This is a genomic window from Streptomyces sp. NPDC091377, from assembly GCF_044757045.1.
In the GTDB taxonomy this organism is placed as follows: domain Bacteria; phylum Actinomycetota; class Actinomycetes; order Streptomycetales; family Streptomycetaceae; genus Streptomyces.
This window is the reverse complement of sequence record NZ_JBIVUE010000017.1, coordinates 137381-161614: the sequence shown is the minus strand read 5'-3', so window position 1 is coordinate 161614 and position 24234 is coordinate 137381. Positions and strand designations below refer to the sequence as shown.

19 protein-coding genes are annotated in these 24234 nt (G+C 73.4%); 8 read left to right on the top strand and 11 right to left on the bottom strand.

Features of this window, described 5'->3' with window-relative positions; all coding sequences use genetic code 11:
* The 4 genes from ACIQNG_RS30550 to rsmH form a co-directional block, all read right to left on the bottom strand.
* Complete coding sequence (locus ACIQNG_RS30550) at positions 1-1668, bottom strand: UDP-N-acetylmuramoyl-L-alanyl-D-glutamate--2,6-diaminopimelate ligase (RefSeq protein WP_401427081.1); 1668 nt, start codon at positions 1666-1668, stop codon at positions 1-3.
* Between the two features lie 237 nt (positions 1669-1905).
* Positions 1906-3876, bottom strand: a complete 1971-nt coding sequence (locus tag ACIQNG_RS30545) for a peptidoglycan D,D-transpeptidase FtsI family protein (RefSeq protein ID WP_401489468.1) — start codon at positions 3874-3876, stop codon at positions 1906-1908.
* Between the two features lie 5 nt (positions 3877-3881).
* Positions 3882-4517, bottom strand: coding sequence for a septum formation initiator family protein (locus tag ACIQNG_RS30540; RefSeq protein WP_401489466.1), 636 nt, complete (start codon positions 4515-4517; stop codon positions 3882-3884).
* 88 nt (positions 4518-4605) lie between these two features.
* Positions 4606-5574 carry a 16S rRNA (cytosine(1402)-N(4))-methyltransferase RsmH gene (gene rsmH, locus ACIQNG_RS30535; RefSeq protein ID WP_401489464.1) on the bottom strand — a complete coding sequence of 323 codons (969 nt, stop codon included), beginning with the start codon at positions 5572-5574 and terminating at the stop codon, positions 4606-4608.
* Between the two features lie 673 nt (positions 5575-6247).
* On the opposite strand from rsmH, the gene ACIQNG_RS30530 reads away from it, so the two are divergent.
* From ACIQNG_RS30530 to ACIQNG_RS30515, 4 genes are all read left to right on the top strand, one after another.
* On the top strand, positions 6248-6796 hold the full coding sequence (locus tag ACIQNG_RS30530; protein ID WP_401427071.1) for a beta-class carbonic anhydrase: 549 nt from the start codon (positions 6248-6250) through the stop codon (positions 6794-6796).
* Between the two features lie 284 nt (positions 6797-7080).
* Entirely contained in the window at positions 7081-8109 is a 1029-nt protein-coding gene (locus ACIQNG_RS30525; protein ID WP_401427069.1) for an AAA family ATPase, read from the top strand.
* Positions 8109-9506 carry a DUF58 domain-containing protein gene (locus tag ACIQNG_RS30520; RefSeq protein WP_401427067.1) on the top strand — a complete coding sequence of 466 codons (1398 nt, stop codon included), beginning with the start codon at positions 8109-8111 and terminating at the stop codon, positions 9504-9506. The genes ACIQNG_RS30525 and ACIQNG_RS30520 overlap by 1 nt, the downstream gene beginning before the upstream one ends.
* Entirely contained in the window at positions 9503-11992 is a 2490-nt protein-coding gene (locus ACIQNG_RS30515) for a transglutaminaseTgpA domain-containing protein (RefSeq protein WP_401489461.1), read from the top strand. The genes ACIQNG_RS30520 and ACIQNG_RS30515 overlap by 4 nt, the downstream gene beginning before the upstream one ends.
* A gap of 588 nt (positions 11993-12580) precedes the next feature.
* Here ACIQNG_RS30515 and ACIQNG_RS30510 read toward each other — a convergent pair.
* From ACIQNG_RS30510 to ACIQNG_RS30500, 3 genes are all read right to left on the bottom strand, one after another.
* Positions 12581-12988: a DUF3040 domain-containing protein gene (locus ACIQNG_RS30510; RefSeq protein ID WP_401489459.1), complete on the bottom strand. Its 408-nt coding sequence runs from the start codon at positions 12986-12988 to the stop codon at positions 12581-12583.
* Positions 12989-13265: 277 nt separating this feature from the next.
* Positions 13266-14036 (bottom strand): methyltransferase, encoded by a 771-nt coding sequence (locus tag ACIQNG_RS30505; RefSeq protein ID WP_401427060.1) that lies wholly within the window; start codon positions 14034-14036, stop codon positions 13266-13268.
* Positions 14037-14255: 219 nt separating this feature from the next.
* Complete coding sequence (locus ACIQNG_RS30500; RefSeq protein WP_401489457.1) at positions 14256-14774, bottom strand: SAV_6107 family HEPN domain-containing protein; 519 nt, start codon at positions 14772-14774, stop codon at positions 14256-14258.
* A gap of 169 nt (positions 14775-14943) precedes the next feature.
* Here ACIQNG_RS30500 and ACIQNG_RS30495 point away from each other — a divergent pair, with 169 nt between their 5' ends.
* From ACIQNG_RS30495 to ACIQNG_RS30480, 4 genes are all read left to right on the top strand, one after another.
* Positions 14944-15753: an ATP-binding cassette domain-containing protein gene (locus ACIQNG_RS30495; protein ID WP_401489455.1), complete on the top strand. Its 810-nt coding sequence runs from the start codon at positions 14944-14946 to the stop codon at positions 15751-15753.
* Positions 15725-17812 (top strand): YhgE/Pip family protein, encoded by a 2088-nt coding sequence (locus tag ACIQNG_RS30490; RefSeq protein WP_401489453.1) that lies wholly within the window; start codon positions 15725-15727, stop codon positions 17810-17812. The genes ACIQNG_RS30495 and ACIQNG_RS30490 overlap by 29 nt, the downstream gene beginning before the upstream one ends.
* 50 nt (positions 17813-17862) lie before the next feature.
* Positions 17863-18492, top strand: coding sequence for a TetR/AcrR family transcriptional regulator (locus ACIQNG_RS30485; protein ID WP_401489451.1), 630 nt, complete (start codon positions 17863-17865; stop codon positions 18490-18492).
* Between the two features lie 643 nt (positions 18493-19135).
* Positions 19136-20659, top strand: a complete 1524-nt coding sequence (locus ACIQNG_RS30480) for a phytoene desaturase family protein (RefSeq protein ID WP_401489449.1) — start codon at positions 19136-19138, stop codon at positions 20657-20659.
* 27 nt (positions 20660-20686) lie between these two features.
* Here the strand turns inward: ACIQNG_RS30480 and ACIQNG_RS30475 are convergent, their stop codons facing one another.
* The 4 genes from ACIQNG_RS30475 to ACIQNG_RS30460 form a co-directional block, all read right to left on the bottom strand.
* Positions 20687-21682 (bottom strand): hypothetical protein, encoded by a 996-nt coding sequence (locus tag ACIQNG_RS30475; RefSeq protein WP_401489447.1) that lies wholly within the window; start codon positions 21680-21682, stop codon positions 20687-20689.
* Between the two features lie 56 nt (positions 21683-21738).
* On the bottom strand, positions 21739-22662 hold the full coding sequence (metF, locus tag ACIQNG_RS30470; protein ID WP_401427043.1) for a methylenetetrahydrofolate reductase [NAD(P)H]: 924 nt from the start codon (positions 22660-22662) through the stop codon (positions 21739-21741).
* Positions 22663-22999: 337 nt separating this feature from the next.
* Complete coding sequence (gene thiE / locus ACIQNG_RS30465; RefSeq protein WP_401427041.1) at positions 23000-23647, bottom strand: thiamine phosphate synthase; 648 nt, start codon at positions 23645-23647, stop codon at positions 23000-23002.
* Between the two features lie 158 nt (positions 23648-23805).
* A complete protein-coding gene (locus tag ACIQNG_RS30460) occupies positions 23806-24171 on the bottom strand; it encodes an Rv2175c family DNA-binding protein (protein ID WP_401427039.1) in 366 nt (121 codons plus the stop codon).
* Positions 24172-24234: the final 63 nt, after the last annotated feature.

The following is a 24234-nucleotide window of genomic DNA, read 5'->3' as shown; positions in this document are numbered from 1 at the left end:
TCACCCCTGCGTGTCCCTGATGGCCTCACGCAGCACCCGGCGGTCGTCGAAGGGGCGGACCACTCCGGCGATGTCCTGGCCCTGCTCATGGCCCTTGCCCGCGACCAGCACCGTGTCACCGGGCCGGGCGCGGCCGACGGCGGCGGCGATGGCGGCGGCCCGGTCCTCGAACAGGAGCACCTCGCCGCGCTCGTGGGCGGGCACGGACGCCGCGCCCTGGAGCATCGTCGCGAGGATCGCCAGCGGGTCCTCGGAGCGGGGGTTGTCGGAGGTGAGTACGGCCGTGTCGGCGAGCCGGGCGGCGGCGGCGCCCATCGGGGAGCGCTTGGTGATGTCCCGGTCGCCGCCGCAGCCGAGCACGATGTGCACCCGGCCCTTGGTGACCTTGCGCAGCGCCTTGAGGACCGATTCGACGGCGTCGGTCTTGTGGGCGTAGTCGACCACCGCCAGATAGTCCTGTCCGGCGTCCACCCGCTCCAGCCGGCCCGGGACGCCCGGCACCGCGGCGACCCCGTCGGCGGCCGTCTGCGGGTCGAGGCCGGCCGCGGCGAGCGCGGTGATCGCGGCGAGGGTGTTGGCGACGTTGAAGGGGCCGGGCAGCGGCGAACGCGCCGAGACCCGTACCCCGTCCGGGCCGATCACGGTGAACGGCGAGTCCAGCGGGCCGACCGTGACGTCCTCGGCCCGCCAGTCGGCGTCCGGGTGGCCCTCGGCGGAGTAGGTGACGACGGGGACGCCGGACTCCGCGGCGAGTCTGCGGCCGTACTCGTCGTCCAGGTTGACCACCCCGAGCCGGCTGCGGGCCGGGGTGAACAGCTGTGCCTTGGCCCGGTAGTAGTCCTCCATGTCGGAGTGGAACTCCATGTGTTCCGGGCTCAGGTTGGTGAAGACGGCGACGTCGAAGACACAGCCGTCGACCCGGCCGAGGACCAGCGCGTGGCTGGAGACCTCCATGGCGACTGCCTCGACACCGCGCTCGCGCATGACGGCGAACAGGGCCTGGAGGTCGGTGGCCTCGGGGGTGGTGCGCTCCGACTTGATGCGCTCGTCGCCGATGCGTGTCTCGACCGTGCCGATCAGACCGGTGGCGTGGGCCGTGCGCAGTCCGCCCTCCACCAGATACGCGGTGGTGGTCTTGCCGGAGGTGCCGGTGATGCCGATCTGGAGCAGATCGCGGCCCGGCCGGCCGTAGATCGTGGCGGCGAGTTCACCCATCGTGGCGCGCGGGTCGGCGACGACCAGGACGGGCAGCCCGGTCGCGGCGGCGCGCTCCGCGCCGGACGGGTCGGTCAGCACGGCCGCGGCGTCGAGGCCGGCGGCCTGGGTGACGAAGTCGGCTCCGTGCAGCCGGGCCCCGGGCAGGGCGGCGTACAGGTCGCCGGGGCGGACGGCACGCGAGTCGTGGGTGATGCCCGTGACCTCGGCGGTGCCCTCCGGCGCGCGGACCCCCAGCTGGGCGGCGAGGTCCGCGAGGGGGGTGGCGGAGACCCGGGCCGGCCGGGGCGGCCCCGGATAGGTCACGGGTTGGCCCTTCTGGGTGGTTTGGGACTGATCAGCGTGTGGCACGGCGGTGAGCGTACCGGGCGTACCCGCCCGCGGGCCAAGCGAGGGGCCGGGGGGTGGCGGGGACGGGCTCTGGTTCCCGGGATCCGGGGTGATGGTTGTCACGAGGTGGTTCCTGGTGGCTCGGTGGCACGGGTGGCACGGGTGGCTCGCGTGGCTCGGCTTACTCGGACGGCTCGGGTGGGTCGGGTGGCTCGGGTGACGCGGGGTGGGTCGGGTGGCTCGGGTGACACGGGTGGGTCGGCTCGGGTGACGCGGCGTAGGTGGCTCGGCGGGGCTTCGGCTCGGTGGCTCGGGGCGGGCGCCCGGGGTCGGGGGCCGGGGGCCCGGGTCGGGTGGGTGTCAGGGGCGGAAGGTGACGGGCAGTCTCGCGGGAGCGGAGCCCGTCGGCGGGACCTGGAGGCTCTTCAGCGCGAACTCCATGACCTGCTTGTAGACGGGGCCGCAGATCTGGCCGCCGAAGTAGCTGCCCTCGGTGGCGTTCTGGATGGCGCAGTAGACGGTGATCCGGGGCTGGTCGGCGGGGGCGAACCCGGCGAACGACGAGGTGTAGCCGCGGTACTTGCCGGTGGCTGGATCCACTCGGTTGGCGGTACCGGTCTTGCCCGCGACCTTGTAGCCGGGGATACGGGCCTTGGTGCCGGTGCCCTCCTCGTCGTCCACCACCGACTCCAGCATCCGGGCGAGCGTCGTCGCGGTCTTCTCGCTGACCACCCGGGTCTCCTTGGGCTTCTCGGCGGGTGTGAAGGTGCCGTCGGGCCCCTCGGTGCCGCGCACCAGACTCGGTTCGATGCGTACGCCGCCGTTGGCGATGGTGGAGTACACGGACGCCGCCTGCATCGCGTTGATGGACACGCCCTGGCCGAAAGGAATCGTGTACTGCTGCGAGGTGGACCACTGGTCGGGCGGGGCGAGGATGCCCTTGGTCTCGCCGGGGAAGCCGAGCCCGGTGTAGTCGCCGAGGCCGAACTTGCGCAGATAGGAGTGGAGGACCTCGTTCGCCTCGGCCTGGTCCTTGCCGAGTTGGCCGGTGGCCAGGATCGTACCGATGTTGCTGGACTTGGCGAGTACCCCGTTGAGCGTCAGGTACCAGGTGGGGTGGTCGATGTCGTCCTTGAAGAGCCGGTCGCCGCGGTGCAGCCGGTTGGGTACGACGACATGGGTGCCGGGGGTGGCGACGTTCTCCTCCAGCACGGCGGCCATCGACATCACCTTGGCGGTCGAGCCGGGCTCGAAGGCGTCCTGGACGGCCGCGTTGCCCAGGTTGGCGGACTCGGCGCCGGACAGGTCGTTGGGGTCGAAGCCGGGCGAGTTGGCCATGGCGAGGATCTCACCGGTCCGGGTGTCCTGCACGATCACATAGCCGCGGTCCGCCTTGGACTCCTCCACCTGCTCGGTGATGGCGTTCTGCGCGGCCCACTGGATGTCCCGGTCGATGGTGAGTTCGATGTCGCTGCCGGGCACGGCGGGGGTCTCGGTGGAGCCCGCGGTCGGCACCTGCCGGCCACCGGACTGGGCGTAGCGGATCTTGCCGTCCTGTCCGGCCAGCACCTTGTTCAGCTGCTGCTCGATACCGCCGCCGCCCTTGCCGTCGGCGTTGACCCAGCCCAGTATCCCGGCGGCCAGATCGGCGTTGGGGTAGACCCGCTTGCTGCTCTCGACGGACAGCACCCCGGCGAGGACGTTGACGGTCGACCTGTCCTCCTCCGCCTTGTCGGACAGCGCCGACCTCAGGTCCTTGATCTGCTTCCAGACCTGCGGGGTCTGCCGGCTGGCGAGCTTCACATAGCGCAGTTCCTTGTTCGCGGGCCGCAGCAGCCGGGCCAGCTCCGCCTGGTCCTTGCCGAGGATCGGGGCGAGGAGCGCGGCGGCCTGCTCGGGCCCGTCGTCGACCTTCAGCTGTTCGCGGGTGAAGAGGGTGGGGTCGGCGGTGATGTCGTACGCGTCGACGCTCGCCGCGAGTTCGACGCCGTTGCGGTCGGTGATCCCGCCGCGCTCGGCCGCCAGGACGGCCCCGACGTAGCGGTTGGCGTCGGCCTGCGCGGCGTAGGTGCTGGCGTCGACGGCCTGTACCTGGAGCAGTCGTACGGTGAACGCGATCAGCACCAGGGTCAGCGCGACCCCGACCAGACGCAGCCGGGGGCGGGGGCTGCCCAGCCGGATGGTGCGCGGTGCGGCCGTCGGGCGGGCTGCCGAGGGACGGCGGGCGGGGCGGGCGCCGGGGCCGGGCCGCGGACGGCCCGATGGCCGGTCGGGACGGTCGTGGCGGGCGGGGCCGGGCACGCGCCTGCGCGGCGCTTCCCTGTCGGACACTTCCGTCACCTGCCGGGGGTCGGGGTCGAGGGGGCCGGGGTGGGGGTGAGTGGTGCGGAGCGGGCGGCCGGGTCCGTGGGGGACGTCGGCGCGGGGGCGGCGGAGGCCGCCGGGCCGCTCGTGGCGGACGTGAGGGGAGGGGCGGGAGAGGCGGGTGTGCCGGGAGGGGCGGCCGGGTCGGTGGCGCCGCTCGCCGTGGCGCCCGGCGCGGGAGGGGTGCCGCGTCCCATGGCCTCGGGGGCGAGGACCAGGGGGTCGCGGGCGGCGGCCGGGGCCGGGGCGGCGGGTGAGGGGACGCCCCTGACCTTGCCGTCCGGGCCGAGGAAGGCGGGGTCGCCCCCGGGGACCATGCCGAGTTCCCGGGCCCGGCGCTGGAGTGCGTCGGGCGCCGCGTAGGCGTCGATGTCCCGCTGGAGTGCCTGCTGCTCGTCGGTGAGGTCCTTGGTGTCGCGCTGGAGGTCGGCCAGCCGGAACGAGCCCTCGCTCAGGGCGGAGTTGAGCACCAGCAGTCCGATCAGACCGCCGCCGAGGAGTACGACGACCAGGAGCACGAAGGGGGTCCGGGCGGCCTGTCCGGAGCCGGTCGGGAAGAGCCGGGCGAGCCGGGCGGCCCGTCCCCGCAGCTCGGGTCTGGCGTTCACCGGTCCTCCCCCGGTTCGGTGCCGGTACGGTCCGCGGGCCCCCCGGGCATCGGCTGCCGCCCCGCGGGCGCCCGCCCCTTCGCCTGGCTCACTCGACGTCCTCCCTGATGCGCTCCGCCGCGCGCAGCCGTGCCGGGGCCGCCCGGCGGTTGGCGGCGACCTCCTCCTCGCTGGGAAGTTCGGCACCGCGCGTGAGCAGCTTGAGCCGGGGCTGGTAGCGCTCGGGCACCACGGGCAGTCCGGGCGGGGCCGTGGTGGCGGCGCCGGCCGCGAGGACCTGCTTGACCAGCCGGTCCTCCAGCGACTGGTACGACAGCACCGCGATCCGCCCGCCGACGGCGAGGGACTTGACCGCGCCCGGGATCGCCCGCTCCAGCACGGACAGCTCGCCGTTGACCTCGATCCGGAGCGCCTGGAAGGTGCGCTTGGCGGGGTTGCCGCCGGTGCGCTTGGCGGCCTGCGGCAGCGCGTCGCGGATCAGCTCGACCAGCCGGGCGCTGGTGGAGAACGGTGCGCGTTCCCGCTCCCGGACGACCGCGCCGACGATCCGCTTGGCCTGCTTCTCCTCGCCGTACGCGCGCAGGATGCGGACGAGTTCGCCCGGCGGGTAGGTGTTGAGGACTTCGGCGGCGCTGATGCCGGTCGTCTGGTCCATCCGCATGTCGAGCGGGGCGTCCTGGGCGTAGGCGAAGCCGCGGTCGGCCTCGTCGAGCTGCATGGAGGAGACGCCGAGGTCGAAGAGGACGCCCTGCACGCGCGCGAGGGAGAGCCGGTCGAGCACCTCGGGCAGCTCGTCGTAGACCGCGTGGACGAGGGTGGCGCGCTCTCCGTAGGGCGCGAGCCGTTCGCCGGAGAGGCGCAGGGCCTCCTTGTCGCGGTCGAGGGCGACGAGGCGGGCCTCGGGGAAGCGGTCGAGCAGCGCCTCGCTGTGCCCGCCGAGGCCGAGGGTGCAGTCGACGACGACCGCGCCCGGGTCCTGGAGGGCGGGGGCCAGCAGATCGAGACAGCGCCGGAGCATCACCGGAACATGTCGACTCTGGCTGCTCTGGCTGCTCACAGGGGCCTCTCAGGTCCGACGGGGCGGGACGCACCGCCGGGTCCCCGCCCGCTCGCGAAGGGGAGGCCGACCGGCGCCGGGGAGCGTCAGCCGACCAGGAGCGGGTGGAGGCCGAGCCGTACGTACGCGCCGCGCACGTGGCGAGTTCCACCGGTGAATGCCGAGGTCACCGAGGTTCTCCAGGGGTTTCAGTCCAGCAGGGAGAGCCTCGCCTCCCGCTTCGCGTCACTTTAGTCCACCGTGTCGCACGGTCAATCAACCGGCCTGCGCGTCGCGAAGGGCGGGGCGGGCGCCCGGACGGGGCGGGAAAGTTCACCCGCCCGGCGGACACGGGGGGCCGCGGGGAGCGCGGGTGGGGTGGCGCTGGGGGGTGCGTGGGGTGCGCGTGGGGTGCCGGTGGGGCGCGCGTGGGGCATGGGTGGGGCATGGGTGGGGCGCGCGGCGAACCCCGTGGGGCGCGGGTGGGCGCCGGTGGGGCGCGGGCGTGGGACGGGTGGGGCGCGGCGGTCGTAGGGGGGAACGGTGGCGGGTGTGGCGTGGTGGGTCGGACGGGGGAATCGGTGACGGTCGTGGCGGGCGGACCCTGTGGAGTGGCTCACACGCCACCGCGATGAGGCTCTTTGTCCCGCCTCACGGCAGGACCGGAGAGGCCGTGACCAGTACCGTCATAGGCATGACGACTTCTGCATCGGTTCCCGCCGGACCCGAGGGCGCCATAGCCCGGTCCGGCACCGTGACGGACCGGCTGGTCGAGGCCAACGAGACCTACGCCGACGCGTTCACCGACCCGGGTATGGACGCCCGGCCGGTGCTGCAGGTGGCGGTCGTGGCGTGCATGGACGCCCGGCTCGACCTGCACGCGGCCCTCGGCCTGGAGCTCGGCGACTGCCACACCATCCGCAACGCGGGCGGGGTCGTCACCGACGACGTGATCCGCTCGCTGACCATCAGCCAACGCGCGCTCGGCACCCGCAGCGTGGTGCTGATCCATCACACCGGTTGCGGCCTGGAGTCGCTGACCGAGGACTTCCGGCACGAACTGGAGATGGAGGTCGGCCAGCGCCCGGCGTGGGCGGTGGAGGCGTTCCGGGACGTCGACCAGGACGTACGGCAGTCCATGCAGCGGGTGCGCACCTCGCCGTTCCTGGTGCACACCGACGATGTGCGCGGCTTCGTCTTCGACGTGCGGAGCGGACTGCTGCGGGAGATCGACCCGGCGTGAGGGCCGGTCGGGTGTGAGGGCGGTCCGGTGTGAGGCCGGTCCGGCCGGGTGCGCCCTTCGCGCGCGTTGTCACGGATTTCAGGTTGTTCAGTGCACAAAACCACGGCAAAAGCCGCGTATTGCGGTCGGTTGTCCACAGTCGAGTGACACGAACCGGTAACGGCAACAAGAATGCGGTGGTGGCGCCACGCGGAACTTTTCGCGCGCGGTGTTCGTGGTTGGGGTGGGCCGATATCGCGTCACAGAGCGGCGGCCCGGCGAAAGAATGGGCCGAGGAGGGCCGGGTGACGACCTATGACGATCGAGCGAGCCTCGCTGATCTGACTGCCACCGTGGATCGGGTGCGCAGTTCGGTGGAAGAGGTGATCGAGGGCAAGCCCGAGGTCGTACGGCTCTCGCTGACCGTGCTGCTCGCCGAGGGGCACCTGCTGATCGAGGATGTGCCGGGCGTGGGCAAGACCATGCTGGCCAAGGCGCTCGCACGGTCCATCGACTGCTCGGTGCGCCGTATCCAGTTCACCCCCGACCTGCTCCCCTCGGACATCACCGGGGTGTCCATCTGGGACCAGCAGCGCAGGGACTTCGAGTTCAAGCCCGGCGCGATCTTCGCCCAGATCGTGATCGGCGACGAGATCAACCGCGCCTCCCCGAAGACCCAGTCGGCGCTCCTGGAGTCGCTGGAGGAGCGCCAGGTCACCATCGACGGGCAGACGTACGAACTGCCCAGCCCGTTCATGGTGGTGGCCACCCAGAACCCGGTCGAGATGGAGGGCACCTACCCGCTCCCCGAGGCCCAGCGCGACCGTTTCATGGCCCGGGTCTCCATCGGCTACCCCAGCGCCGAGGCCGAGTTGCAGATGCTCGACGTGCACGGCGGGGTGAGCCCGCTGGACGACCTCCAGCCGGTGGCCCACGCGCACGAGGTGGTGAAGCTGATCGAGGCCGTGCGCGAGGTCCATGTCGCCGACACGGTCCGGCGGTACGCGGTCGACCTGGTCTCCGCCACCCGGAACCACCCCGACCTCAGACTCGGCGCCTCCCCTCGCGCGACCCTGCATCTGCTGCGCGCGGCGAAGGCGTCCGCCGCCCTGAGCGGCCGGGAGTACGCGCTGCCGGACGACCTCCAGGCCCTCGCCGTCGCCGTCCTCGCCCACCGGCTGCTGCCCACCGCCCAGGCCCAGCTCAACCGGCGGACGGCCGAGCAGGTCGTGCAGGAGATCCTCCAGCACACCCCGGTCCCGGCCGCCCCCGAGCACAACGGCGTCGGGCCGGTCCGCGGCGGATACGGCCAGCAGCAGCCACGGAGGCTGTGATGAGCGCCGCGGGTCATCCGGCCGGGCAGCCGGGCGGCCACCCGGCGGGCCGTCCGGAGGTCGACCGGGGCGACAAGGGCGGGGTGCGGACGGCACTGGCCGGCCTCACCACCCGCGGACGCTCGTTCCTGGCCGCCGGGGTCGCCGCCGCCGGCTGCGCCTATGTGCTCGGGCAGAGCGATCTGCTGCGGGTCGGACTGCTGCTCGCGGTGCTGCCGCTGGTGTGCGCCGGCGTCCTCTACCGCACCCGCTACCGGGTCGCGGGCAGCCGCCGCCTCTCCCCCGCGCGCGTGCCCGCAGGCGCCGAGGCCCGTGTCCATCTGCGGATGGACAATGTCTCGCGGCTGCCCACCGGACTGCTGATGCTCCAGGACCGGGTGCCCTACGTCCTCGGACCCCGCCCGCGCTTCGTGCTGGACCGGGTGGAGGCCGGGGGCCGCCGCGAGGTGTCCTACCGGGTCCGCTCCGATCTGCGCGGCCGTTACCCGCTGGGCCCGCTCCAGCTGCGCCTGACCGACCCGTTCGGCATGTGCGAGCTGACCCGGTCCTTCTCGACGTACGACACGCTGACCGTGATCCCGCGCGTGGAGCCGCTGCCGCCGGTGCGGCTGGCCGGCGAGGCGAAGGGGTACGGCGACGGGCGGCAGCGCTCGGTCGCGCTGGCCGGCGAGGACGATGTGATCCCGCGCGGCTACCGCTACGGCGACGACCTGCGCCGGGTCCACTGGCGCTCCACCGCCCGCTACGGCGAGTTGATGGTGCGCCGCGAGGAGCAGCCGCAGCGCTCCCGCTGCACGGTGCTGCTCGACACGCGCGGCCTCGCCTACCGCGGCGCGGGCCCCGACTCGGCGTTCGAGTGGGCGGTGGGCGCCACCGCCTCGGTGCTGGTGCACATGCTCGAACGGGGCTTCTCGGTCCGCCTGCTGACGGACACCGGGACCTCGGTGCCCGGGGAGGGCGCGGAGGGTTTCGCGGGCGCCAGCCAGGAGTCGGCGGACGCGGCCGGACTGATGATGGACACCCTCGCGGTGATCGACCACTCCGAGGGCGACGGCCTGTCGCGCGCCTACGAGGTGCTGCGCGGCGGCAACGAGGGACTGCTGGTCGCCTTCTTCGGCGACCTGGACGAGGAACAGGCCGCGGTGGCCGCGCGGATGCGCCGGCGCAGCGGCGGAGCGGTCGCCTTCGTCCTGGACAGCGACACCTGGACGCGCGAGGCGACGGACGTGCCCGGCCCGGCGAACGCGAGTGAGGAGCGGCTGCGGATGCTGCGGGAGGCGGGCTGGACGGCCCTGGGGGTGCCGCGCGGCGCCCGGCTCACCGAGCTGTGGCGGCACGCGGACCGGGAGCGTTCCGGGCTGACCGTGGCCGGCGGGAGCGGGGAGGCCCGGTCGTGAGCATGCGGGCGCGGATGGCGCTCATGGGGGTGGCGGCCACGCTGATGGCGTCGGGTGCGCTGCTGCCGCTGGTGGAGTCCCCCGGCTGGCTGCTCCAGGCGGCGGTGCTGCTGCTGGTGCAGAGCGGGGTGGGCGCGGCGGCCCGCAGGGTGCCGCTGGCCCGGTGGATGACGGTCGGCGCGCAGGTGCTGGTGTCGCTGATCGTGCTGACCCTGGTCTTCGCGCGCGAGTACGCGTTCGCGGGGCTGGTGCCCGGTCCGCAGGCGTTCCGGCACTTCGCGGACCTGCTCCAGGCGGGCACCGACGATGTCGAGCGGTATGCCATCCCGGCGCCGATGTCGGACGGCATCCAGCTGATGCTGGTCGGCGGGGTGCTGGTCATCGGGCTGCTGGTGGATGTGCTCGCGGTGACGTTCCGCAGCGCGGCCCCGGCCGGGCTGCCGCTGCTGGCGCTGTACTCGGTGGCCGCGGGTCTCTCGGACGGCTCGGGCGGCTGGGTGTGGTTCCTGATCGCGGCGGCCGGCTATCTGATGCTGCTGCTGGTGGAGGGCCGCGACCGGCTCTCCCAGTGGGGCCGGGTCTTCGCGGGCGGCCCCCGGCAGCAGGGCGGTGTCTCGGCGCCGAGCGGGGCGGTGGCCCCGGTGCGGACCGGCCGGCGGATCGGCGCGGTGGCGCTGGGCATCGCCCTGGTGGCGCCGCTGGGGCTGCCCGCGATGGACGGCGGGCTGCTGGAGAACGCCGGGAGCGGGGTGGGCGCGGGCGGTGACGGCGGGGGCACGATCTCGGCGGTCAACCCGCTGGTGTCGCTGCGCGACAGCCTCAACGTGGACGAGGACCGTACGGTGCTGTCGCTGCGCACCGACTCCGACGACCTGTCGGACATGTATCTGCGGATCGTGTCGCTGGACGACTTCGACGGCTCCACCTGGCGTCCCGCCAAGCGGCAGATCGGGGCGGTGCCCGAGGATTTCCCGGACCCGGTCGGCCTCTCCCCCGACGTCGAGCGCAAGGAGGTGCGTACCCGGATCACGGCGGCCGGCTGGTACCAGCAGGACTGGCTGCCGATGCCGTACCCGCCGAGCGCGGTCGACATCGAGGGCCGCTGGCGGTACGAGCCGGAGGGCATGACCCTGGTCGGTGACCACGGCGAGGACACCGGCGGCAAGACGTACGAGATCACCAGTCTGGACGTGCGGCCGACGGCGGAGCAGCTCGCCCAGGCGCCCGAGCCGCCGTCCGCCTTCAAGCGTGACTACACCGAGCTGCCCGAGTCCCTGCCGTCGGTGGTGGAGGAGACGGCCCGCGAGATCACCTCGGGTGCCGACAACCCGTACGAGCAGGCGGTCCGGCTCCAGGAGTACTTCGCCGTCAACGGCGGTTTCCAGTACGACACCGAGGTCGAGGTCGGCAACGGGTCGGACGCGATCGCCCGGTTCCTGCGGGACAAGCGGGGCTTCTGCGTGCACTTCTCGTTCGCGATGGCCTCGATGGCCCGTTCGCTGGACATCCCGGCCCGGATCGCGGTCGGTTTCGCGCCGGGCACCCTTCAGGCGGACGGCTCGGTGGACGTCGGCCTGCGGGACGCGCACGCCTGGCCCGAGCTGTACTTCGAGGGTGTGGGCTGGACCCGCTTCGAGCCGACGCCGACCCGGGGCACGACGCCTTCGTACACCCAGCCCGACCTGCCCGGCACCACGGCCCCGGACGCGCCGGAGGACCCGCGGCCCTCGCAGGCGGAGCCCTCGGACGAGCCGTCCAGCAGCCCGACCTGCTCGGCGGAGGACAAGCGTCTGGAGGCGTGCGCGGGCGCGCTCCCGGACGACCCGGCCGCGGCGGGCTCCTCGGGTCCGCCCTGGTACCAGATCGCGGGCTGGGTGCTGCTCGGCCTGGTGGTGGTCGCCGTGCCGCTGGCCCCCATGTTCTGGCGGGTCAGACGACGAGCGGTGCGGCTGGCGTCCGCGCAGCACGGTCCCTCGGCGGCGGAGCCCCCGCCGTCCACGGGCGGCGCGGGGCCGGGGATCCGGCTGGACGCGCCCGGTGGCGCGGCGGCGGGCGCCGGGCAGGTGCTGGCCGTGTGGCAGGAGCTGACGGACACGGCGTGGGACTACGGCATCGCCCCCGACGACGCGCTCACCCCGCGCAGGGCCGCGGAGCGGATCGTCCGTCTCGGCCAGGTGGACGGGGCCGCCGCCGCGTCCGTGCACCGGGTGGCGGGCGCGGTGGAGCAGGTGCTGTTCGCTGCCGAGCCGCACCCCACGCCGGGACTGGCGGACGACGTACGGCGTCTGCGGGTCGCCCTGCGCTCCCGTGCGGGCCGCCGCACCCGGCTGCGGGCGCTGCTGGCCCCGCGTTCGGCCGTCCGGGCGGTCTGGGCGATCAACGACAGCGCGACGGCCCTCCAGTCCCGCTGGTCGGAACGCCGGACGACCCTGACCCGCAGATTCACGATCCGCAGAACGAAGCCGTCGGAACAACGGGGCGGCTGAGACGACAGCGGCAGGGCCCGGCGGGCCGGGGGCGGCGGGCGGCGGGAGACTGGGTGCCGCCGGGGGCGCCGGGTGCGCTGGATGCCCGCTGGGGCGCTGGGTGGTGCGCCGGGGGTGACTCGGGGGGCACGGACGCGGGTGGCCGCCGGGGCACCGGGTGGAGCACTGAGGGTGGCGGGTGGGCGTCCGCCCGCCAGGGTGGCTGAGGGCCGCGTGAGTGGCGGGTGGACCCCGCCGGGATGACGGGGCTATGCCCGGAAGCGACGGATGGACCCGCCGGGCAACGCGGTACCGCCGGGTGTGACAGGGATACCGCCGCGAGTGGCAGATCGACCCCGCCGAGATGCCGGGGTGGCGGACGAATCGCCGGGGGGACCGCGGGACCGCGGGACCGCCGGACGCGGGTGGCCGGTGGGGCGTCCGGTGGGGGGACTGGGGTGAGGGGGCGCCGTGGGGTGGCGCCGGTCGCTGCGGCTCGGGGGAGGGGTGGGGCTGCGTCGGGGGGGGTCGGGCACGCATGAGGGGCCGCCGTCGGTGGGACGGTGGCCCCTTCTGTACGTGTATGTCACATGGGGGCGATCGGGGCGGTCAGTGCCCGCCCTGCTGCTCGTCGCGGCGGCGCTGCCAGCGCTGCTCGATCCTGTCCATCACGGAACGCTTCTGGCGTCCCTGACGGCGGGCCCGGGGGTCGGCGGCAGGCCCGGTCGCGGGCTGCTCGCCCGGTCTGGGGGCTTTGCGCCAACCGGTCACCGCGAGTACCGCGCACCCCAGCATGACGAGGAACCCCACCACGCTGAGCCACACCTGCTGGGCGACCATTCCGGCCATGAGGAGCGCGATACCTACGAGGAAGCCGGCGACCGCCTGGTAGACCCGTCGTCGGGTATACGTGCGCAGTCCGCTTCCCTCGAGCGCTGTCGCGAACTTGGGATCTTCGGCGTACAGCGCTCGCTCCATCTGCTCGAGCATGCGCTGCTCGTGCTCCGAGAGCGGCACGGAGTCCTCCTCATCGTGCAGTCGCCGGGGCGACCCGGGGGGTCCCTTCAGGATAGGCAGGGAATCGCCCCCGTGAAACCCGCCCCTCTGCGCCAATTGGCCAACCGGTTCCCGCCATGCGCGTCCCGGCTCGCTGAGGCTTCCATTCCCCGGCGGCCGACCCGTCATGCCGGGGCGGTCTCCCTCGATCATACGGCGACAAGCGCCGGATCGGGGGCCCTGTGGCGTACTCCATCCACGCTCAAGCCCTGATCAGCGGCGCTTCACGGGAGCGCGCTCAGGCCCCGGGGGTCCCTGGTGTCTCGCCGAGCACATGGAGCTGGGTGGCCACCGAGTGGAACGCCGGCAGTTCGGCCGCCGCGGCCTCCAGCGTCAGCAGCGCGTCCAGCGCGCCCGGCTCGGTGTCCACGAGCACCCCGGGCACCAGGTCGGCGAAGACCCGGACGCCGTGCACGGCGCCCACCCGCAGCCCGGCGGCCTCGACGAGCGCGGTGAGCTGCTCGGCGGTGAACCGGTGCGGCATGGGGTCACCGGGCCCCCAGCGTCCGTCCGGGTCCTCCAGGACCTGCTTGGCCTCCGTGAAGTGCCCGGCGAGCGCGCGGGCGAGCACGGCACCGCCGAGCCCGGCGGCGAGCAGGCTGAGCACCCCCTCGGAGCGCAGCGCGGCGACCGTGTTGCGCACCCCCTCGGCCGGGTCGTCCACGTACTCCAGGACGCCGTGGCACAGCACCGCGTCGTAGCCGCCGCGCTCGACCACGTCGAAGAGGCCGTGCGTGTCACCCTGGACACCCTGGACCCGGTCGGCGACCCCGGCCTCGGCCGCGCGGCGCTCCAGGGCGAACAGGGCGTTGGGGCTGGGGTCCACGACGGTGACCCGGTGGCCGAGGCGGGCGAGGGGCACGGCGAAGTTGCCGCTGCCGCCCCCGGTGTCGAGGACGTCGAGCGCTTCCCGGCCGGTGGCCTTCACCCGGCGGTCCAGGGCGTCCTGGAGGACCTCCCAGACCACGGCGGTACGGAGGGAGGCGCGGGGTCGAGACGGGTCCGGCACGGCAGTTGACTCCTCGGCGCGGCACCGCCGCGGACGGGCGGAGCGAACGGACTGCTCTCCCCGGCACCGCGGTCCCGGACGGAGAGACTTTCAGGCGCTTCCCACCCTATTGCCTGTGCCGCGCCGGCTGCCCTCCCCTCCTTCGGCCGCCCCCTCCCGTCGCCGTCCCCCGCCTCTCACCATCGCCTTCTTCGGTCTCCGGTCTTCGGTCCGTTCGCCTCACCCCACGTCCGGGCGGGGTGCGGGGAGGACCGGCTGGAGCACCAGCATGCGCTCCACGAGGCGGAGGAACATCGCCACGTCCCGGATCAGGTCGTCCGCGTCCCGCCGGCCGACCGCGCCCTGGATCCCGGCCTCGGCGCGGGCGCGACGGGCGGCCCCGGAGGCGAACAGGGCGCTCCACTCGGTCAGCTCGGGCGCTATCTCCGGCAGTACCTCCCACGCGCTGCGTATCCGCGTCCGGCGCCGGGAGCCGGTCTCCGGGCGGCCCCGGGCGGCCAGCACGGCGGCGGCGGTGCGCAGGGCGGCGAGATGAGCGAGGGCGTACCGCTCGTTGGGGGTCTCCAGGACGGCGGCCTCGTCGAGTCCGGCACGGGCCTGGGCGAGCAGGTCGAGGGCGGCGGGTGGGGCCGTGGCCCGGCGCGGTACCGGGTGCACGTCGCCGGCCTGGTCGGTCAGTGAGGGGGCAGGGCCGGGGGCGCGGCGCCGACGGGCGGCGGCTGCGGACGAGTTGGCCATGACGAACCTCCTGTCGTCTGTGTGACGGCTCTGTGGCCGTATGTGTCCCATCGTGAGGTATGCCACTGACAATCCGTTCCGACCTGCGGTTTTGCCTCGCTCGCAAGTTCGGGCTAGCTTTTGGACTGACCAGTCAGTTCAATTCTGGGAAGCGTTGGGGGGCAGTGCTTTGGGGGAGATCTCCACGGACACTCCTGGGGGCGACGGGGGCCCGGCCGGGCTCGGCGTCTCCGCTCATGGTCTCGGGCTCAGAGGTCCGCGCGGCTGGGCCTTCCGCGGGATCTCGTTCACCGCGGAGCCCGGGACGCTGATCGCCCTCGAAGGGCCGTCCGGGGCGGGCCGTACGAGCCTCCTGCTCACGCTCACCGGACGGATGAAGGCCACCGAGGGCACCGCGTGCGTCGGTCCGGCCCGGCTGCCGAAGCAGCTGGCGTCGGTGCGCCGGGTCAGCGCCCTCGCGCATGTGCAGGGCGTCACCGATCTCGACCCGGCCCTGACCGTCGGGGAGCATCTGCGCGAACGCGCGCTGCTCCAGCGCCGGTTCGGCGGCTCGCTGCGCGCGCTGCTGCGCCCACGCCGTGAGCGCGTCGCCGAGACGGGGCTGCGGATCGACACCGCTCTGTCGGCCGCGGGACTCGACCGGGAGGCCCTGCCCAAGGGTTCGCGTACGGCCGTACGCGATCTGGAGCGGCTGGAGGCGCTGCGGCTGTCGATCGCCCTGGCCCTGATCGGGCAACCCGGGCTGCTCGGCGTGGACGACGCCGACCTGAAGCTCCCGGACGCCGGACGCGCCGAGGTCTGGGCGCTGTTGCGGTCCGTCGCCGCGGCCGGGACCACGGTCCTCGCGGTGTGCAGCGAGGCACCCGAGGACGCGCTCGTCGTCCGCGGACCCGACGCCGCCGGCCGGGCCGGCGAACCCCACACCACCGACGACCTGAAGGAGACGGGCGATGCGTTCGCCGAAGCTCGCGGCGCTTGAGCTGCGCCGGTTCGGGCGGGGCCGGCTGCCGCGCGCGGCACTGGTGGCGCTTCTGCTGCTGCCCCTGCTGTACGGCGCGCTGTACCTGTGGTCGTTCTGGGACCCGTACGGCCGCCTCGACCGGCTGCCCGTGGCGCTGGTCAACGCCGACGAGGGCGCGACCGCCGACGGGAAGCAGATCACCGCGGGCGACGACATCGTCTCGGGGCTGCGGGACAGCCAGGTCTTCGACTGGCGCGAGGTGAGCGCGCGGGACGCGCGCGAGGGTGTGGAGGACGGCCGGTACTACCTGTCGCTGACCATGCCGGAGGACTTCAGCCGCCGGATCGCCTCCGGTGCGGGCGACACCCCGGAGACCGGCGCCCTCCAGGTGCGGACGAACGACGCGAACAACTACGTCGTCGGCCAGATCTCCCGGACGGTCTTCGGTGAGGTGCGCACGGCGGCGTCCACGAACGCCTCGCGCTCGTTCCTCGACCGGATCTTCATCTCGTTCTCCGACATCCACGGCGAGACCGTGAAGGCGGCCGAGGGGGCGGACCGGCTCAAGGGCGGGATCGACAAGGCGGAGAAGGGTTCCAAGGACCTCGCGGACGGACTGAAGGACGCCAAGGAGGGCAGCGGCGATCTGACGACCGGTCTGAAGAGACTCGACACGGGCGCCACCGACCTGAAGGACGGCTCCGCGCGGGTCGCCGAGGGCACCCAGGCACTCGCCGACCAGGTCAACGGCATCGCCGACCAGGCCGGGCCCTTCCTGAAGGAGAACGAGAAGAGCATCGGCGGGACGGCCCGGGCCGTCGCCGACTCGGCCGAGGCCGTCCGGGAGAACCTCGGCGCCCTGGAGAAGCGCGCACCGGGCGCGGCGCAGGACGCGCGCGAGGCGTACGACACGCTCGCCGAGGCGTATCGCGCGCGGTGCGAGTCCGACGGCGCCTCCCCGGACCCGGCGTGCGACGGGCTGAAGCCCGCGCGGGACGCGGCGGCCGAGGTGGCGGAGCTGGCTGACGGCCTCGACACACTGGTGACGGACCGTTCCGGCGATCTGGAGACCCTCGACGGCCATCTGGCCACCCTGGAGAAGCAGGCACGGGCGCTGGCCGACGACGCCCCGCACCTCTCCGAGGACCTGGACCAGGCCGTCACCAAGATCAACGACCTCAACAAGGGCGCCGGACAGGTCGCCGCGGGCGCCGAGAAGCTGCACACCGGGCTCGGTACGGCGAAGACGGGCGCGGTCGACCTGGACGCGGGCGTGGGCGACCTCAAGACCGGCGCCGACGACCTCAGCGGCGGCATGTTCCAGCTCATCGACGGCTCCGACGAACTGGCGGGCGGTCTGCACGACGGGGCGCGGCAGATCCCGGACTACGACAAGGGCGAGCGCGACGACCGTACGGAGGTCATGGCCGACCCGGTACAGCTCGCCTCCGAGTCGCTGCACAAGGCACCCAACTACGGCACCGGTTTCGCGCCGTACTTCATCCCGCTGTCCCTGTGGGTCGGCGCGATGGTGGCCTACATGTTGATCGCGCCGCTGAACCGGCGGGCGCTCGCGGCGGGCGCCTCCGCGTGGCGGATCGCGCTGGCGGGCTGGCTGCCGGTGCTGGCGATCGGGGTGCTCCAGGTGTCGGCGCTGATGGCGGTGCTGCACTGGCTGGTCGGCCTGGAGATGGCCCGCGCTGCCGGGACGGTGGGCTTCCTGTTCCTGGTGACGGGGTGCTTCGCGGCGATCGTGCAGTGGCTGAACGCCCGCTTCGGCGCCGCGGGCCGGATCCTGGTGCTCGCGGTGCTGATGCTCCAGCTCACCTCGGCGGGCGGCACGTACCCCGTCCAGACCAGTCCGGGCTTCTTCAACGCGCTGCACCCCTTCCTGCCGATGACCTACGTCGTGGAGGCCCTGCGGCGGCTGATCACGGGCGGCGGACTCGGCCCGGTGTGGCAGGCGTGCGCCGTACTGGCGGCCTTCACCCTGGGCGCCCTCGCGCTGACCGCGCTGTCGGCCCGCCGCAGACAGGTGTGGACCCTGGACCGGCTCCACCCGGAGCTGAGTCTGTGACCCGGCCTCCCGCGTCCCCCTCCCCCGCCGGTGCTGTGAGAATCGATGCCATGGAAAGCAGCAGCGCCACAACGGGGGCGGGGTCACGCCGTGAGGCCACCCGGCAGAAGCTCTACGAGGCGGCCGTCACCCTCATCGCCGAGCAGGGCTTCTCGGCGACCACGGTGGACGAGATCGCCGAGCGGGCCGGGGTCGCCAAGGGGACGGTCTACTACAACTTCGCGAGCAAGTCGGTCCTCTTCGAGGAGTTGCTGCGGCACGGGGTGGGCCTGCTCACCGCCTCCCTCAAGGAGGCCGCCGAGGGGGCCGCGCGCGGGGGCGGTTCCGCGGTGGACGCCCTGGACGCGATGATCCACGCGGGGCTCGAATTCATCGCCAGGTACCCCGCGTTCACCCAGCTCTACGTCGCGGAGCTGTGGCGCACCAACCGGGCGTGGCAGTCCACGCTCCTGGTGGTGCGGGGGCAGGCCGTGGCCGTGGTGGAGGACGTCCTGCGGGGCGGTGTGGAGAGCGGGGAGTTCAGCGAGGAGATCGACATCCCGCTGACCGCCGCCGCGCTGGTCGGGATGGTCCTGGTGGCCGCCCTGGACTGGCAGGCGTTCCAGCCGGAGCGCTCCCTGGACGACGTCCACGCCGCGCTGTCGCGCCTGCTCCAGGGCCGGGTGAGCGGGCGTTCGTAGCAGGTCATTGGCCGGGGGGCAGCGCGTGGAAGGCGCTCAAGGAGACCGGCGCGGCGGCGAAAACTCGCGCCTCGCGCGCGTGCAGCACGAAAGCGCCGGTCCGGTGCGGCCACGTCCCCCACGGGCCACCCCTGAACCGGCGCTTCCTCGTGCTCCCCCGATCCCCCCCTGTTCCCCCGATCCCCCTGTTCCCCCGTGTTTTCCCCGTCCCCCCGTTCCCCTGTCCCCCTGGTCTCCCCCGTTTTCTTTCCTCTCCTGTCCCCCGACAGGAGCCCCCGTGCGGTCGTCCCCCAGGGTTCCCCCTGTGCCTCGCTCCCGCCGACCGGGGTCGGCGGAAGGAGCGGTCCAGGGCGGCGCCGTTCCGCCGCCCCGTGTCGGCGGTACCGGCGCCTTGCCCCTTTCCGTGCCTCCACTCTCTCGTTCCCACAGGTCGGCCCCCATCCGCGCGCGTACTCATCTCCGGGCCTAGGTACCGGTACTCAGACCTGCGGGTTCGACCCCAGGCCGCGTCCCGTCCGACTGGTCACCATCGCCTCCGTGCCCGTACTCCCCCCGCCCCGCCGGATCCGCCGCCACCGGTGCCGCCCCGCAGGTCACAGGCCCGCGGGACGGGTTGTCAGTGGTGGCCGATACAGTCCCTGGCATGGCACGGATTGCGGTGATCGGCGCCGGGATGGGCGCGATGGCGGGCGCCGCCCGGCTGGCCGTCGCGGGCCACCGGGTGGTGGTGTACGAGCGCACGGAGACATACGGCGGCGCGGTGCGGCGGCTGGAGCGGGACGGCTTCCGGTTCGACACCGGCCCCGGACTGCTGCCGCTGCCCGCTGTGTACCGCGATCTCTTCCTGAAGACCGGCAGAGAGGCGCTGGAGGCGTGCGTCGGGCTGACCCAGGTCGACCCGTCGGCCCGGCACGTCTTCGCGGACGGCACGCGCGTCTCGCTGCCGAACGCGTCGCGCGGGGGCGTGGTCGCCGCTCTGGACGAGGGCCTCGGCCCCGGGGCGGGTGACCGCTGGGGCGACTTCCTGGTCCGGGCCCGCGAGGCGTGGGACCGCACCCGTCGCCCCCTCCTCGAAGAGCCGCTGTGGCCCGACTGGGAGGTGCTGGCCGGGCGCGAGCCCTACCCGTCGGTGCCGCACAAGCGGATGCTGCGCACCCGTCGCGCCGGGACGCTCGCCGAGGTCGGCGCCTGGGAGCTGCGCGACGCCCGGCTCACCGCGCTGCTGGAGAGCTACGCGCTGGCCCACGGCCTCGATCCGCGTACGACCCCGGCGAGCGCGGCCGTGCTGCCGTACGTGGAGCACGCCTTCGGCACGTGGGCCGTGCGCGGAGGCATACGGGAGCTGGCCCGCGCGGTGTACGAGCGGTGTCGGGCCCGCCGGGTGGAGTTCGTCTTCGGCGCCGAGGTCACCCGGGTGCGGGACAAGGACGGCCGCGCGGCCGGTGTGGAACTCGCCGACGGGACCGTGGCCGAGGCCGACTTCGTCGTCGCCGGTGTCGCACCGGACGTCCTGCGCCAGGTCTCCCCGCAGACACACCAGACACAGCAAGCACAGCAGCCATCGCAGGCACAGTCCGGCGGTGTCCCCCCGCAGCGCGGGCTGCCCAGTCGGCTGACGGTGCTGCTGGCGCTGCGCGGCGGGCGTCCCGAAGGCACCGCGCACCGGACGGTGGTGCACGCCGGTGACCGGGACGCCGAGCTGGCGTTCGTGTTCGGCTCAGCGCCCGCCGTCGAGAGCGGGCTCACGGTGACCGTGCTGCGGCCGGACGACCCGGAGTCGGTGCCGGACGCCGGGCATGAGGCCGTGACGCTCACCGCCACCGTCCCGGCCGGGAGAACCCAGGACACCGAGGCGCTCGCCGAACAGCTCGTCACCGTCGCCGAGCGCGCGCTTCCCGGACTGCGCGAGCGGCTGCTGTGGCGGGAGGTGCGGACCCCGGCCGATGTGGCGGAGGCGACCGGCGCGCCGGGGGGTGCCGTTCCGGCACCGGCCCTGGCGGCGGCCGAGGGGCGGCTGCTCCATCCGGCGAACTCCACGGCCCTGCCCGGTCTGTTCGCCGTCGGCGGCTGGTCCCACCCCGGCGGCGGTCTCCCGCACGCGGGGATGTCGGGCACGCTGGTGGCCGGACTGATCGTGGAGGGCCCGGAGTTCCGCGGCTCCCGGTGACCGGAGCGAGACCGGGACCGGGAGGGATCAGTACTGGTAGCGCTCGTCGTAGCCGCTGCTCTGCGGCTGTCCGTCCCCCTGGTACGGGTACGGCTGCTCCGGCGGGAGTTCGCCGCCGTACTGGTCGTCGGTGTTGCGCTGCTGGGGGACCCAGACGCCGCCGGGCGGGGTGCCGTCGGGGTAGCCCGCGCCGTACTGGTCCTGGCTGTAGCCCTGCTGGTCGTACGACTGCTGGGGGTAGCCGCCGGTGTCGTAGCCGGACCCGGAGTCGTAGGTGGGCTGGCCGATGTACGGATCGGAGTAGGCGGGGTACGGCTGCTGCTGGCCGTCGCCGTCATAGCCGTACGACTGTTGTCCGTAGCCGGAGTAGCCCTCGTAGCCGTAGGTCTGGTCGGCGCCCTGCGCGGTCGCTGCGTACTGGTCCTGGGGCTGCTGGGCGTAGGACCCGGTGTCGTCGTAGACGCCGTAGGAACCGGTGTCGTCGGGCATCGGCTGGGGCTGGTAGATGGCGTTGCCGTCGGCGGACGGGTCGGTGCCGTGCGCGGGGGTGAAGATGTCGTCGCGCTCGTAGTCGTCCCGCGTCTGTCCGAAGGCGTCCTCGGCCTGCGCGTACTCGTCCTGGGCCCGGCCGTACCCGTCGGCGGGCCGGCCCTGGTCGCCCTCGCCCGCGGCGTAGGTGTCGGCGTCCGGGTCGGGGCCGTCCAGCGCCGGGTCGTGGTGCGCGGGCTCGCCGCGGCGACGCTTGCTGCCGCCGCCCAGGCCCTCGCCGCGCCCCCGGACCGCCCAGCCCGCGGCGAAGCCGCGGCGGAACGACAGGGTGACGTAGGTCTGTCCGATCGCGAACGCGATGGCGCCCAGGCCGATCACGAAGACCGACGGGATGAGCACACCGACGACCACGCCGAGGAAGCCCGCGAAGGCGAGCAACCGCCAGCGCAGCCGCGCCTTGTACTGCAACAGCACCTCGCCGAGCAGCCACAACGCGACTACTCCGAACGCGATGTAGAGGACCGTCCAGCCCATGTACGCCCCTCTCCCTGTGGCCGCTTCGCAGTGTGTCGTACGCGAGTGCGACCGGTCTAGGCCCGCGGGGGACGGTGCAGGCCCAGGTTCTCGTAAATTTCCAGCGTCGCCGTGGAGTTGTTCAGCGTGATGAAGTGCAACCCCGGGACACCCTCGTCCAGCAGCCGCGCGCAGAACTCCGTGGCGAACTCGATCCCCATGGAGCGTACAGCCGCCGGATCGTCTTTCGCTGTGAGGATCCGCTCTTTCCACGTGGACGGGAGGTGAGCATTGCTGAGCTGGGGGAGGCGTTCGAGCATCCGGACGCTGGTCACCGGCATGACCTCGGGAATCACCGGGGTGTCGCAGCCGGCCGCGGCGACCCGGTCGCGCAGCCTCAGATACGACTCCGGCTCGAAGAACATCTGCGTGATGGCGTAGTCGGCGCCGGCGCGGCACTTGGCCACGAAGTGCGCGACATCGCTGTCCCAGTCGACCGAGCGCGGGTGCATCTCCGGAAACGCGGCGACGCCCACGCAGAAGTCGCCGGACTCCTTGATGAGCCGGACCAGTTCGGCGGCGTACATCAGGCCCTGCGGGTGGGCGACCCACTCGCCCATCGGGTCGCCGGGCGGGTCGCCGCGCAGGGCGAGCATGTTGCGGATGCCGGCGTCGGCGAACTGGCCGATCACATTGCGCAGCTCGGTGAGGGAGTGGTCGACCGCGGTGAGATGGGCCACCGGGGTGAGTGTGGTGTCGGCGACGATCTGCTCGGTCTCCCGGACCGTGCTGGCGCGCGTGGAACCGCCGGCGCCGTAGGTCACCGAGACGAAGTCGGGGGCGACCGCCTCGACCCTGCGCAGCGCCTCCCACAGACTCCGCTCGCCCTTGGCGGTCTTCGGCGCGTAGAACTCGAACGAGTACGTCTTCTTGCCGGTGGCGAGCATGTCGCGCACGGTGCGGGCGCGGTCTGTGCGGGTGGACGCGGTTCCGAAGGCCATACGGGCAGGTTAGTGGCGGCCCGGCGGCGCCCCAACCGGAGACCGGAAATTTGCCCGATTTGCCTCCTTCGTGTCCACCCCTTGGACACTCCATGGCCGAAATCCGCACGTCAGGGCTGGCCCGGACCACATACCGGGACGCCACGGTGCACATTCCGAGACGGGAGGGGCCGGTGGGTGTCCCCCGGAGGTGCGGCGGCCTCCCCGCCGGTGGGCGGGGCCGTCAGCCGCCCGGGGTCGTCGCCGGATCATCCCGGGGTCATCGCCGGATCATCCCCGGGGTCATCGCCGGATCCATCCCGGGGTCATCCCCAGAGCGTCTCCAGAGCATCCCGTGTCATCCCTGCCGCAGCCGCTTGGCGAACTCCCCCGCCGCCGCGCCCGGGTCGTCCGCCTCGGTGATCGCCCGGACCACCACGACCCGGCGGGCGCCCGCCTCCCACACCTGGTCGAAGGTGCCGAGGTCGATGCCGCCGATCGCGAACCATGGCCGGTCGGTGCCCAGCCCGGCCGTGTGGCGCACCAGGTCCAGGCCCGGGGCGTGGCGGCCGGGCTTGGTGGGGGTCGGCCAGCAGGGGCCGGTGCAGAAGTAGTCCACGCCCTGCTGCACGGCCGCCGCCGACGCCTCGTCCTCGGCGTGGGTGGAGCGGCCGATCAGGACGTCGTCGCCGAGGATCGCGCGGGCGGCGGGCACGGGCAGGTCGCCCTGCCCGAGGTGGAGCACGGCGGCACCGGCGGCGTGGGCGACGTCCGCGCGGTCGTTGACCGCGAGCAGTCTGCCGTGCCGCGCGCAGGCGTCGGCGAACACCGCGAGGTGCTCCAGCTCCTCGGCCGCCTCCATGCCCTTGTCCCGGAGCTGCACGATGTCGACGCCCCCGGCGAGGACGGCGTCGAGGAACTCCGGCAGATCGCCCTGGCTCCTGCGCGCGTCCGTGCACAGATACAGCCGGGCGTCGGCGAGCCGCTCGCGTGCGGTGTCGGGCATGTGCGGGTCCCCCCAGGGATCGTCGGGGCGGTCACCCGGGCGACCGCCCCCTTCGGCCTGCTGTGTGAACTGTCTGCTGTGTGAACTGACTGCTGTCTGAACTGTCTGAACGGTCTGCCGTCTGAACTGTCTGTGGTCCGACTGCCTGTGTCGTCCGACTAGACGGCGAGCGCCTGGGCGCGGCGCTTCACCTCCGTGCCGCGGTTCTCGCTCAGCGCCTGCGCGGGGGTGCCGGGCAGGGACGGGTCGGGGGTGAACAGCCACTCAAGCATCTCTTCGACCGTGAAGCCGTCGTCCCGCAGGAGCGTCAAGGTTCCGGACAGGCCCTTGACCACTTTGTCCCCGTCGATGAAGGCGGCGGGGACGTGCAGCGCGCGGTTCTCACCACGGCGTACGGCGATCAGCTGGCCCTCCTTGACCAGTTGCCGCACGCGGGTCACCTCGACGTCGAACTGTTCGGCGATGTCGGGGAGGGTCAGCCACGCGGGGACGAGAGCATCGATCTTTGCGTCAATCTCGGTCACGTCTCCAAGACTGCCATCTGGGACTGACAGCCGGTAGCCGAGCCGCGTCCGGGCGGAGGCACT